The sequence below is a fragment of the Kitasatospora sp. NPDC059747 genome (assembly GCF_042732955.1).
GTDB lineage: Bacteria > Actinomycetota > Actinomycetes > Streptomycetales > Streptomycetaceae > Kitasatospora.
In genome coordinates, this window is record NZ_JBHWGV010000029.1 from 17,891 (window position 1) to 30,469 (window position 12,579).

9 protein-coding genes are annotated in these 12,579 nt (G+C 75.0%); 7 read left to right on the top strand and 2 right to left on the bottom strand.

The genetic code is table 11. From position 1 onward, the window contains the following. Nucleotides 1-111 precede the first annotated feature (111 nt). The 5 genes from ACFV4G_RS15355 (at nucleotide 112) to ACFV4G_RS15375 (ending at nucleotide 6,654) form a co-directional block, all read left to right on the top strand. The gene (locus ACFV4G_RS15355) at nucleotides 112-1,482 is read left to right on the top strand and encodes a cytochrome P450 (RefSeq protein ID WP_380440352.1); all 1,371 of its coding nucleotides are present in this window, start codon (nucleotides 112-114) and stop codon (nucleotides 1,480-1,482) included. A gap of 40 nt (nucleotides 1,483-1,522) precedes the next feature. Next, the gene (locus ACFV4G_RS15360; protein WP_380440354.1) at nucleotides 1,523-2,635 is read left to right on the top strand and encodes a hypothetical protein; all 1,113 of its coding nucleotides are present in this window, start codon (nucleotides 1,523-1,525) and stop codon (nucleotides 2,633-2,635) included. A gap of 289 nt (nucleotides 2,636-2,924) precedes the next feature. Next, nucleotides 2,925-3,770, top strand: a complete 846-nt coding sequence (locus ACFV4G_RS15365) for a 2,3,4,5-tetrahydropyridine-2,6-dicarboxylate N-succinyltransferase (RefSeq protein ID WP_380440356.1) — start codon at nucleotides 2,925-2,927, stop codon at nucleotides 3,768-3,770. A 56-nt stretch (nucleotides 3,771-3,826) separates the two neighbouring features. After that, complete coding sequence (locus ACFV4G_RS15370) at nucleotides 3,827-5,038, top strand: acyl-CoA dehydrogenase family protein (protein ID WP_380440358.1); 1,212 nt, start codon at nucleotides 3,827-3,829, stop codon at nucleotides 5,036-5,038. Nucleotides 5,039-5,055: 17 nt separating this feature from the next. Further along, the gene (locus ACFV4G_RS15375) at nucleotides 5,056-6,654 is read left to right on the top strand and encodes an AMP-binding protein (protein WP_380440360.1); all 1,599 of its coding nucleotides are present in this window, start codon (nucleotides 5,056-5,058) and stop codon (nucleotides 6,652-6,654) included. A gap of 24 nt (nucleotides 6,655-6,678) precedes the next feature. Here ACFV4G_RS15375 and ACFV4G_RS15380 read toward each other — a convergent pair whose 3' ends face one another. Next, nucleotides 6,679-7,752, bottom strand: a complete 1,074-nt coding sequence (locus tag ACFV4G_RS15380) for a YncE family protein (RefSeq protein ID WP_380440362.1) — start codon at nucleotides 7,750-7,752, stop codon at nucleotides 6,679-6,681. Nucleotides 7,753-8,047: 295 nt separating this feature from the next. Between ACFV4G_RS15380 and ACFV4G_RS15385 the strand changes: the two genes are divergently transcribed. Together ACFV4G_RS15385 and ACFV4G_RS15390 are read left to right on the top strand one after the other, a co-directional pair. Next, the gene (locus ACFV4G_RS15385; protein WP_380440364.1) at nucleotides 8,048-8,614 is read left to right on the top strand and encodes a hypothetical protein; all 567 of its coding nucleotides are present in this window, start codon (nucleotides 8,048-8,050) and stop codon (nucleotides 8,612-8,614) included. A gap of 26 nt (nucleotides 8,615-8,640) precedes the next feature. Further along, nucleotides 8,641-9,540, top strand: a complete 900-nt coding sequence (locus ACFV4G_RS15390; protein WP_380440366.1) for an endonuclease/exonuclease/phosphatase family protein — start codon at nucleotides 8,641-8,643, stop codon at nucleotides 9,538-9,540. A 1-nt stretch (nucleotide 9,541) separates the two neighbouring features. Here ACFV4G_RS15390 and ACFV4G_RS15395 read toward each other — a convergent pair whose 3' ends face one another. Further along, entirely contained in the window at nucleotides 9,542-12,331 is a 2,790-nt protein-coding gene (locus tag ACFV4G_RS15395) for an ATP-binding protein (RefSeq protein ID WP_380440368.1), read from the bottom strand. Nucleotides 12,332-12,579: the final 248 nt, after the last annotated feature.

The following is a 12,579-nucleotide window of genomic DNA, read 5'->3' on the forward strand; positions in this document are numbered from 1 at the left end:
GCGGTCCGGGCTTCTCAACTCCCCTCGGGCGGTGCCAGATTGACTGCCTTCCGGCGGCTGGGGGTCTCGTCCCGGCCGGCCGGGGTCCTGGTCGTCGTCGAATGGGGAGACATGACTGCACCTGCCGTGACCGCCGCGCCCGTTCACCGTGCCGGGCGGGCTCCCGGGGCGGTTCCGTTGCTCGGGCACGTTCCGGCGCTGTTCCGTGATCCGCTGCCGTTCCTGCGCTCGCTGCCCGCGCACGGGGACCTCGTCGAGCTGCGGCTCGGGCCGCAGCGGGCGGTGATGGTGTGCACGCCGGAGCTGTTCCAGCACGTGCTCACCGACAGCCGGCACTTCGACAAGGGCGGGCCGCTCTTCGACAAGCTGCGGCCCTTCCTCGGGGACGGGCTGGGCTCCACGCCGCACGACGTGCACCGGCGCCAGCGCCGTCAACTCCAGCCCGCCTTCCGGGCGGAGGCCTTCGGGCGGTACCTGGGGGTGATGCTGGAGGAGGCCCTCGCCACCGCGGGCGGCTGGTCGGACGGCGCCGTGATCGACGTCGAGCGGCACACCTACCCGCTGATCGCCCGCATCATCACCCGCACGATGTTCTCCGCGGACGGCTCCTCCGCCGCGGTGGCCCGCATCGCCGCCGTCTACCCGGACTTCCACGCAGGCATCGGCCGGCAGATGCGCTACCCGTTCACCCTGCTCGACCGGCTGCCGACACCGGGCAACCGCCGCTTCCGCCACGCCTGCCGCACGGTGAGCCGGGAGGTCGACGGCGCCGTCGCCGCCCGCCGGAGCGCCGGCGACGGCACGCAGGACGACCTCCTGGCCCTCATGATCGGCGAGGGGCTGACCGACCGCGAGATGCGCGACCAGGTCGTCACCATGCTCACCGGCGGCATCGGCACCTCCGCCTCCGCACTCGGCTGGGCCCTGCACTTCCTGTCCCGGGACGAGGAGTTGGCCGACGCCGTCGCCCGCGAGGCCCGCGCCGTCCTGCCCGTGCGCGCCGACACCCGCGCGCTCACCCCCGCCGACGTCGCCCGCCTCGACCTCGCCCACCGCGTGGTGGCCGAGACGCTGCGCTACTACCCGAGCGCCTGGTTCTACAGCCGCACCGTCACCGCACCCGTCGAACTCGCCGGCGAGCACCTCACCCCCGGCACCCCCGTCCTGCTCTCCCCGTACCTCCTCCACCACCGCCCCGACCTCTACCCCGACCCCGAACGCTTCGACCCCGGCCGCTGGTCGCCCGAACGCCGCGCCGAACTCCCGCGCCAGGCCTACGTCCCCTTCGGCTACGGCGCCCGCAAGTGCATCGGCGACGTCTACGCCCTCACCGAGATCACCCTGGCCCTCGCCGTCATCGCCTCCCGCTGGCACCTGCGGCCGCGGCCCGGACCCGTCCTGCCGCACCTGGTCGAACCCCGCCCCTGGACCGTGATCCACCCGGCCCCGCTGCGCCTGCGCCTGAGCGCCAGACACTCCTGAACCAGGCCGCAGCGGACCGTCCGAAGGAGACCGACACGGCATGACTCCCGTCCTTCCCGTCCCGCGCGACCTGCGCCTCCTGCCCGACCCCGGCCACGTCCTGTACCGCCTGCCGCCCCGCATGTCCCCCCACCGCCAGGAACTGGAGCGCCTCATCCTGGCGTGGGCCGACCGCTACGGCCTGGTCGACGGCCCGCGCGCCCGCCAGCGCCTCGCCGACACCCACCTCGGCGAACTCATCGCCCGCTGCTACCCGCACCTGCGCGCCGAGCGCCTCGCCCCCCTCGCCGGCTGGTTCACCTGGGCCTTCGTCATCGACGACCTCTACGACGGCCGCGAGTGCGCCAAGGCCGCACGGGCCGCCGGCCACACCCGCACCACCCTGCGGATGCTCGCCACCCTCCCGATGATCCCTGACGGATCGTCGGCGCGGGGAAACCGGCGGACCGCCCGCGCCCGCAGCATGCCCCCGCTCGCCGCCGAACTCGCCGAGGTGTGGCGCCGCCTGGCCGGCCGCCAGAGCCTCCAGTGGCAGCTGCGGTTCATCGGCCACATGGGCCAGTTCCTCGACGCCTTCCGCTACGAGGCGGCCAACCGCGAGCGCCGGCACGTCCCCGCCCTCAGCGGCTACACCCAGCTGCGCCGCGCCTCCGGCGGCATCACCCCCTCCCTGGACCTGCTGGAGTACGCGGCCGGCCAGGAGGTCCCGGCGCTGCTCCACGAGTCCGAGCAGCTGCGCACGATGGTCAACAAGGCGGCCGACGTGGTCGTCTGGGTGAACGACGTCCTGTCGCTGCGCAAGGAGCTCGCCGTCGGGGAGGTCACCAACGGCGTGCTGGCGGTGGGCCGCGAGCTGGGCTGCGGGATGCAGGACGCGATCGACCACGTGTACCGCAAGGTCGCCCGGGACGTCGCGGTCTTCCTGCGCGCCGAGGAGTCGCTCACCGCGCTGTGCGGCAGCTGGCACGGGCTGGGCGAGGCCGACCGGGCCGCCGTCGGCACGTTCACCGACGGACTGAAGGCGTGGATGCGCGGCAACCTGGAGTGGGGCTGCAACTCCCGCCGGTACCTGGAGGCCGACACCCTGCGCCTGACGGGACGCCCGGCCCTGCCGGGGCGGGGGGCCCTGCCGAGCCGGCTGCCCCCGGCCTGAGCCCGGTCCACCCACCCCCAAGCAGCCCTATGATCAGGGCAAAAATTTACTTTTCAACCTTAACATCTATGCCTACATGCACGATTTGATCTACGAATCGCAGGTATGTCAGGGTGACTTCGGCACGCCGTTACCGGAAGGTAACTCGGCGTGCCGTTGTCGCGCGCGGACGCCCCGGGGGAGTGACCCGGCGCCGCGCGGCGCAGCCGGAGACCGCACCCGGGGGAATCTCGTGCGGGCCGGCTCCCGACCTGGAAAACCTGGACGATCTGTTGAGCGGGGAATGGCAATGGGCAATCGCGGCATCGATGTGACGAGCCTGCAGAGCGAACTCGAAGAGCTGTGGCTGCGCCGCGACGAGGTGTCGCTGCAGTCCGCCGAGGCGGTGGCGGCCGTCGACGCCGCGATCGGCCTGCTCGACACCGGCCGCGCGCGCGTGGCCGAGCCGGTGGGCGGCGAGTTCGTCGTGCACGAGTGGCTGAAGAACGCGATCCTGCTGCTCTACAAGCAGGCCTCGCCGCAGCCCTCGCAGTTCGGCCCGTTCCACTGCGCCGACAAGATCCCGCTGAAGAGCACGATCGACGGGGTCCAGGTGTCGCCGGGCGCGGTGATCCGGCGCGGCAGCTTCCAGGAGCCCGGCGTGGTGGTGATGCCCAGCCACATCGGCATCGGCTCCTACGTCGGCGAGGGCACCCTGGTCGACTCCTGGGTCGGCATCGGCTCCTGCGCCCAGATCGGCCGCAACGTCCACCTGTCCGGGGGCGTCGGGCTCGGCGGCATGATCGAACCCCCGATGGCCAAGCCCGTGGTGATCGAGGACGACGCCTTCATCGGCGCCCGCTCGATGGTCTACAGCGGCGCCCGGGTCGGCGAGGGCGCGCTGCTGGGCGCCGGTGCCCTGCTGACCGACACGATCCCCGTCATCGACGCCGCCACCGGCGAGGAGCTGAGCCGCGGCGAGGTGCCGCCGTGGACGGTCGCCGTCCCGGGCAGCCGCCCGCGCGAGTTCGCCGGCGGCACCTTCGGACTGCCCTGCCTGCTGGTGATCAAGCACCTGAAGAAGGGCGAGCGCCACGACAAGGCCAAGCTCAACGACGCCGTGCGCACCCAGCCGCCCGCCGCGCTCAGCCTCTGACCGCTCAGCCTCCGAAGACCTCCAGCCGACCCACTCCGCAAGGACGAAGCCCACCCATGCCCGTCACCGGCATCAGCCCGCTCCTGCTCCGTCACCCCGAACTCCTCGAACTCGAAGCCAGGTTGACCGCCTTCCTGGACACCCACCTGCCCGCACCCGTCCGCGAGGGCGACCCCCGCCCCGACTGGCTCGCCCTGCGTGCCAAGGCTGCCGCCGCCGGACTCACCGGCATCGACATCGAAGCCCCGCACGAACCGGGCGGCGCGACCGGACGCGTGGCCCAGGGCATGGCCATGTTCCTCGCCGGGCAGCGCGACTGCGACGCCCGCGAGATCTTCAGCACCGGCCACGCCGCGATGCCGCTGCGCCACGGCTCGCCCGCGCTCGTGCGCGACACCCGCGAACAGGTCGTCGGCGCGGGCAAGCTGGCCGGCATCGCCTCCAGCGAGCCGCACTCGGGCTCGGACCTGCGGGGCTTCCGGACCGTCCTGGTCGACCACGGCGACCACTACACGCTCTCCGGCTCCAAGGGCCTGATCAGCCGGGTCGAGGAGGCGTACGGCTTCGTCGTCTTCGCCAAACTCGTCGACCGCGCCGACCTGGAGAGCACCGACCTGCGCGACGTGCCGCTGTCCGCCGTGTGGGTCCCGATGGACGCCGCCGGGGTGCTCACCGACACCACCGACCCGATGGGCATGCGCGGCTGGAGCTTCGGCCACCTGCACTTCGTCGACGTCCGCCTGGACAAGGACCGCCTGCTCGGCGCCCCCGGCGACGGCCGCCGGATCTTCGACGCGCACTTCTCCGCCTGGCGCCTGATGATGTCCCTGGTCTGCCTGGGCGCGGCCGCCGCCGCGATCCAGGAGTCCGCGGCCCGCACCCGCGCCCGCACCGTCGCCCGGATGCCGCTCGCCGCGATCCCCTCCGTCGCCGCCCGCCTGGGCACCGCCGCCGCCCAGGTCGAGGCCGCCACCGCGTGGTGCTTCGCCCTGCTGGAGCGCATCGACCAGGGCGAGACCGACGTCGCCGCCTGCTCCGCCGCCAAGGCCCTGGCCACCGACACCGCCTACCGAGCCGTCGACCTCGCCCTCCAACTGCACGGCAGCGAGGGCTACACCAAGCAGACCCCCCAGGAGAAGCGCCTGCGCGACATCCGCGGGCTGCGCATCGCCGACGGACCCAACGACACGCTCTACAGCGTGCTCGCCCACTCCCTGCTCACCGACGAGCACCACACCGTCGACGCGCGCCCCCTCGCCCACCACTGACCCGAGGCGCAGAACACATGCCGACCACCCCGCCCTTCCGCACCGAAGTCGTCGACATCCTCGACGAGTTGGCCACCGACCCCGCCCGCCCGGTCCTGCTCCACCACGGACGCGTCACCACCGCCGGGCAGCTGCGCGACCTCACCCACCGGCTCGCCCGCGCCCTGCGCGCCCGCGGCGTCGACCGCCACCACACCGTCACCCTGCTGACCGGTAACCGGCCCGAGGCGATCGCCGCGCGCTACGCCGCCAACCTGGTCGGCTGCCGCACCGACCAGCTCTACACCCGGCTGCCGGCCGACACCCAGGCCGCCATGGTCCGCGACGTCGAGACCCACACGCTGATCGTCGACCCCGAACACGCCGAGCGCGCCGCCGCGATCACCGCGCGGACCCCCGTCGAGGCCGTCCTCGTCCTGGGCGAAGGCCCCGGCGAAGGCCTCGGCGAAGGCTCCGGCGAGCGCCCCGGCGAAAGCGCGGCCGAAAGCGCGACCGGGAGCACCGACCTGCTGGCCCTCGCCGCCGCCGAGAGCGCCGAACCGTTCACCAGCCGCGCCCGCCCCGACGACGTGCGCACCATCCGCCACTCCGGCGGCACCACCGGCCACTCCAAGGGCATCTGCGTCACCTACGGACAGGTCCGCCGCTTCGGCCCCGACCTGCCCGCCGACGACCCGGCCGGCCCGCCGCGCCTGCTGGTGTGCACCACCATCGCCCACGCCGCCGGCCAGCTGACCGACAAGGTGCTGCGGGCCGGCGGCAGCGCGGTGCTCCTCGACGGCTTCGAGCCGGCCGCCGTCCTCGCCGCCATCGAGCACGAACGCATCACCGACGTCTTCCTGATGCCCCCGCTGCTCTACCAACTGCTGGACCACCCGGACTCCGCGCACACCGACACCACCAGCCTGCGCCGCCTCACCTACGGCGGCTGCCAGGCCTCACCGGCCCGCCTGACCGACGCGCTGCGCCGCTTCGGCCCGGTCCTCGTCCAGCTGTACGGGCAGCACGAGGCGGGCATCGTCAGCGTCCTGGACACCGGCGACCACGACCCGGCCCGCCCGCACCTGCTGCACTCGGTGGGCCGGATCGCCCCCGGCTACCGGGTCGCGATCCGCGACGAGCAGGGCCGCGACCTGCCGGCCGGCCGGCACGGCGAGGTGTGCATCGCCTCCGACAGCCTGATGCGGGGCTATTGGAAGCAGCCCGACCTGACCGCCGCCGCCCTCAGGGACGGCTGGCTGCACAGCGGCGACGTCGGCCACCTGGACGACGAGGGCTACCTCTACATCGTCGACCGGCTGAAGGACCTCATCAACACCGGCGCCGGCCACGTCTACACCTCCGAGGTGGAGGACATCCTCAACTCCCACCCCCGGGTGCACCAGAGCGCGGTCTTCGGCGCCCCCGACGCCAACCGGATCGAACGCGTCCACGCCGTCGTCGTCCCCGTGCCCGGCAGCCGCCCCGACCCGCAGGAGCTGCGCGCCCTGGTGCGCACCCGTCGTGGCCCGCTGCACGAGCCGGCCCACGTCACCTTCCTGACCGAGCTGCCGCTCACCGACGCGGGCAAGCCCGACAAGAAGCTCCTGCGCGCGCAGGCGGCCGCAGCCCGGTGACGTGGCGTGGTGGCGCGGCGCGGGTCAGTACCCGATGATCCGCAGGCTGCCGTTGCCGGCGACGTAGAAGGTGTGGGCGTCGGGCCCGACCGCCAGGCCCGTCACGTAGGCGAGGCCGCCGACGCCCTCGCCGGGGACGGGGGCGCCGGCGGCGGTGTCGACGGAGAGGACCGCCGACTGCTGGGCGATGGCGTAGAGCCGGGTGCCGTCCGCGCTCACCGACGGGTTCTCCAGCCGCTGGCCGGGGGCGATGTTCGTGGTCGCGGTGACGGTGTCGGTGGCGGTGTCGACGGTGTAGCCCGTGCCGGTGTCGCCCACCCCGTACAGGCGGGTGCCGTCGGGGGAGAGGGCCAGCGCGACGACGGTGCCGGCGGTGGCGGCGACGGTCCCGGCCACGGCCGGGGGCTCGGCGCCGGTGTCCAGGTGGACCAGGCCCTCGTCGGTGCCGACGTACGCGTCGTCGCCGCAGGCCCGTGCCACGACCGACCCCAGGTAGTGGCCGGGCACCGGCACGGCGGCGGTGTACGCCTGCTGCTGCGGCGAGAACTCCAGGACGCGGGCGCCCTCCTGGGGCGGACGGTGGAAGGCCGCGGGTCCGTCCTGGGTGACGTAGACCCGCGACCCGTCCGGGCTCACCGCCAGCGAGCCGAGGCCCCCGGGGCTGGTGCCGTCGGGGCGCGGCTGGTCGGGGGCGTCCGTGCTGGAGACCAGGGTGTCGGTGGCCGTGTCGACGGTGCCCAGCACGGACAGCGGCACCTTGCGGCTCGTCCCGAACAGCACGTAGGCGCGCGAGCCGTCCGGACTGAGCGTCACCGGCCCGGCGTCGGCCCCGAACCCGGTGGTCAGCGTCACCGTGGCGGTGACGGCCCCGCTCTGGGTGTCGACCACCTTCAGCCTGGCGCCGTGCGTGCCGTCCTTGACCGAGACGTACGCCTTGCGCCCGTCCGGAGTGACCGCCACCGAGACCGGCGACGTACCCAGCTCGACGGTCCGCGGCACACCCCGCACCGGCCCGCCGGAGCCGTCGTCCGTCCCGTCCGCCCCCGCGCTACCGGCCCCGGCCACCACCAGCGCCCCCGCCGCGGCCAGAGCACCCACCCAACGCACCTTCGCCATCCGAGACTTCACGAAACCCTCCCCAAGTCCACACCACGAGGGGCAAACGCTACGGGACCAACCCGCCGGACAGGGCCCGGTTCTCGGCCATCCTCCGCGCTTGCTGCCCCCCCGGCCGTGTCACCCCTGGTCAATCGACGTTGAGCGCGCGCAAGGGCGCTGATAGCGTCCGCATGCGCGCGGCCGTTCGGCCCCGAAGCGCTCCATGGGGGGAACCATGAGCACCCGGCCGGCGAAGCATGCGCACAACTCATCGACTCGTAGGAGGAATTGACCCATGGCCGTGGCCTGCCCCCAGTGTGCCGCACCGGACGAGTGCGTCCCCGTGCCGCAAGCCCTGGCGGACGTCCGCCTCGACGGGGGAGTGCGGGCGCTGCTGGCCCCGCCGCCCGAGCCGGGGTCGGTCCGCATCCGCATGCACACCGCCGCGATCGTGCTCTTCTCCATCGCCGGGGCCCTCTGCCTGCTCGGCCTCGTCTCCCTGGCGAATTCCACCGAGAACATGGACGGGTACTCGACCGCCTACCAGCTGGGCCGCCGCGTCGGTGTGTTCCTCCTGCCCGGGATCCTGGCGGCCATCGGCCTCGTCGTGCACACCAAGAGCCGCGACAAGCGCACCCGGGCCGCCGAACAGGGCCTGCCGGAGCGGCAGGCGCTGTGGCAGCGCCACATGCGGGTGTGGCAGGCCGGCTGGCTGTGCCGGCGCTGCTGGGTGGCGTTCTTCCCGGCCGGATCGGTGCGCCCGGACGCCCCCGCCTCGGCCGCGATCCCCCTCGCCCACTTCCCGTCCTGGGTCATGGCCGGCGTCGGGCCCCTCACCGTCCCCGGGCAGGCGCAGGGCTGACGCGGCGTCCGGGTAGCATCCGGGGCATGACGATGACCCAGCGGGTGTGCCTCGCGACGTTCAACGTGCTGCACGGCAGGCCGGTCGGGGCGGACGGCCGCCCGGCGTCCATGCGGGACATGCCCGCTCCCGAGCGGCCGCTGTGCGAGGCCGTCGCTGCGCTGGACGCCGACGTCGTGGCGCTGCAGGAGGTCGACCGGCTTCAGGAGCGCTCCGGCGGCGTCGACCAGGCCGGCGCGGTCGCCCGCGCGGTGGCGGCCGCTCACTGGCGCTACGCCTCCGCGCTCCACGGCCACGCCGTCCTCGGGCGGGGCTGGCTCCTCGACCCGTCCCGCCCCGGGCTGCGCGTGTACGGGCCCGACGACGCGGGCCCGGACAACGGCAGCCCCTCGCACGGCGTAGCACTGCTGTCGCGCCTGCCGGTGCGCGTGTGGCGGGCCGCCCGCCTCGCGCCGGCCCCGGTCGCGGTGCCGCTGCGCATACCCGGCAAGCAGGGCCTCGTCTGGTCCCGCGACCGGCCGCGCGCCGCGCTGGCGGCGGTCGTCGAGGGACGGCGGGGGCCGTTCACGGTGGTGGCCGCGCACCTGTCGACCGTCCCCGGGCAGAACGTGCGCCAGCTGCTGTTCCTGCGCCGCTGGATCGCCGGTCTGCCGCGCCCGCACGTCCTGCTCGGCGACCTCAACCTGGTCGGCGCCATCCCGCGCACCGTCCTGAGCGCCGCCGAACTGCTCGCCGCACCGCGCGACTCCGCTGGACGGAACGGTGCCTGGCGCGACGCCGTCCGCGCGCGGACCTACCCCTCGCACCGCCCGCTGGTGCAGTTCGACCACATCCTGACCAGCGGCGTGGCCGGCACCCCGTACGGCCACGCCTCCCGCAGCGAGGTGTCCGACCACCGGCCCCTGACGGTCGAACTGCCCCTGTGAATCAGCCCAGCAGCGCCCGCGCCCGGTCGGCCAGGCCGTCGGCGCCGCAGCGGGTGGCCAGCTCCAGCCCGCGCGCGAGCGCGTCGCGCGCGCCCGACCCGGTGCCCAGCGTCTCGCCCAGGTCGACCAGCGCCACCGCGTGCTCGTAGCGGGCGGGGGAGCGCTCCAGGTGCCGCACGGCCTGCGCCAGCAGCTCGGCGGCGTCCGCCCGTTCGTGCACCGAGGCGCCGAGCCGCAGCGCGCTGCCGATCGCCGAGTCCGTGCCCGACTCCCTGGCCCGGCGCACCGCCTCCCCGGCCAGCGCGCGGGCCCGCTCCGGTTCGTCGCCCGCCACCGCGCGGGCCAGGTGGGCGAGCCACGGCGCCCACACCGTGTTGCGCCACCCGCGCGCGTCCAGGGCCGCGCCGGCGGCAGCCAGCGCCTGTGCCGCCCCCGGCGCGTCGCCCCGGGCCAGCAGCAGCCGGCCGTACAGCGTCGGCGCGTCGGGCAGGACCATCACACTCGGGTACGGCGGGCCGAAGCCGTGCTCGTGCGCGAGCTCCAGGGCCTCGGCCAGCCGCCCGCGCGCGGCCAGCGTCTCGGCCAGCGCCCCGACCGCGTCCCAGTGCAGCGGGATCCCCGGGCCGATCCGCCCGGCGATGCGCAGCGCCCGGCGCAGGTGGTCCTCCGCCTCGGCGAGGGCGCCGCAGCGGAAGCGGAGCATGCCGGTCAGCAGGTGGGCGAAGCCGAGGTGGCCGCCGCTCCACCCGGCGACCTCGTAGGCGCGCACCGCCTCGGTGAACAGCTCCTCGGCCCGGTCGACGCGGTCGGCGTACAGGTAGCTGATGCCGAGGATGCCGGGCAGTTCGAAGCCCCAGGTGGTGTTGGTCCAGCCCAGGCTGGAGGGCAGGCGGCCGTGCGGCAGCGCGGACTCGGCCAGGGCCAGCGCCCGCTCCCGGTCGGCGCCGCGCAGCGTCAGGTCCCAGCAGCGCAGCACGGCCACCGCGTGGGCCAGGCCGTCCTGTTCGAACAGCGACCGCTCGTCGGTGCCGGCATCGCTGTCGGTGTCCACGTCGGCGTCGGCGTCGGTGAAGGCCAGGCCGACCGTGTCGAGCATCCGCGCGAACTCCGCGAGCCGCTTGGAGCGCCCCGGCCCGTCCTCGTCCACGGACTGGAACACGGCGAACATGAAGTGCGCGACCTCCAGACGCAGCCGCCCCGGCCCCGGCGAGGTCCGCGCGGCCTCCTCCGCGCACACCGCGGCGGCCTCGTCGAGCCGGTTGCTGTGGGCCAGGGCCTGGGCGAGGCGGAACGTCGCGTCCACCCGCGTCCCGGGGTCCAGCCCGTCCGGCTCGGCGAGCGCCAGGCCCAGCTGGTTGACGGTGGTCGCCGGATCGGTGAGCAGGGCCGAGCAGCCGAGCTCGTAGAGCACCGTGGCCCGGTCCTCGTCGGCGGGCGGCTCGCTGATGGCCCGGCGCAGACAGCGCTGGGCGGCCTCCGGCGCGCCGATGGCCAGGTGCTCGCGGGCCGCGCGGCGCAGCTTGGCCACGATGGCGCCGTCGCCCTCGGGCAGCAGCTCCAGCAGGTGCCGGGAGGCCGCCAGCAGGCCGAGGCCCGCGTTCTCCACCTCGACGGCGGCCACCCCGTGCATCCCGGTGCGGGTGGCCGGCGGCATGGACTGGTAGAGCGAGGTCGCCACCAGCGGATGGACGAACTCCAGCCGCCCGCCCGGCGTGCCGGTCAGCACCCGGTGCCGGCGCAGCTCCCGCACCGATCCGGCGGCGGTGTCCGGGCTCTGGGCGCAGATCGCGGCGGCGAGCTCCGGGCGGATGTCGGTGCCGAGCATCGACGCCGCCCAGGCGAAGCGCAGCGTGGTGGGGCCGAGCTTGTCCAGCCAGTGCCGCAAGGTCATCCCCCGGGCGTTGGCGGCGAGTTCGCGCAGCTGCGCGCTGTTCTCGCCGACCGGGTCGAGCTGCTGGTCGAGGACCTCGCGCAGCAGGGCGGTGGTCTCGTACGGGTTCCCGGCGGTGACCGACCAGACGTCACGGCAGAAGGCGTCCTCCGCCCCGTCGCCCAGGGCCTCGCGCACCAGGTGCGCGACCGAGGCGGGCCGCAGCGGCCGCAGCCGGTGGCACCGGTCGGCCGCGGCGGCCAGCGCGCGCTCCAGGGCGAGGACACCGTCGGGGAACTCGTCACGGCAGGCCAGGACCAGCAGCGCGGGCAGCTCACGGGCGCGCACCGCCACACCCGCCAGCCAGCCCAGCGACTCCGGGTCCGCCCAGTGCAGGTCGTCGACGATCACCGCCACCGGCGGGCGCAGCTGGACGAGCCGGGTGAGCACGAAGTCCAGCCCGTCGCGCACCCCCTGCGGGTCGAGCTGCCCGCCGGGCCGCAACAGCCCCACCGCCGGGCCCACGATGTCCTCCCACGGCCCCAGCACCCGCGCCCGCTCCCCGTCGGACAGGCCCGCCAGCACCGGCTGCACCAGCTGGCGCACCACGTGGAACGGCTCGTGGCGCCGCTGCTCCCCGCCCCGGGCGAACAGCACGGTGCAGCCCGCGCCCGCCGCCTCGCGCCGGACCTCGGTCAGCACCGCGGTCTTGCCCAGTCCGGCCGCGCCGGTGTACAGCAGCACCTCCCCCGAAGCGCTCCCGCCGGGCCCGCAGTTGCCGCTCCCGTCCCCGGGCCGGGCGAGCGCCCCGATCGCCTGCCCGGCGGACCGCAGCTCGGCCTCGCGCTCGTGCAGCCGGGCCCCCGGCCCGCCGTCCCCGCCACCGTCCCCCGCAGCGGGCAGTCCTTCGGCCACCGTCATCTCCAATTCATGCTGCTAAGGCCATTGTTGACGAGCTGTTAGAGGCTACTGCCGAACGCGCCGCTCCGGTTGTGCCCTTGACAGTGCGGCGACCCTGCGGCCGGTGTCCCGGGGGCCGGTCTCCTTGCGGCCGGTGTCCCGGCGCCGCACACCGGAGCCGGGACGCCCCACCGCCGGGCGCCGGGGGGGGGGGGGCCCCCCCCCCCCGCGCGCGCCCGGGCGGGGGGGGGGGGGGGGGGCCGGCGGGC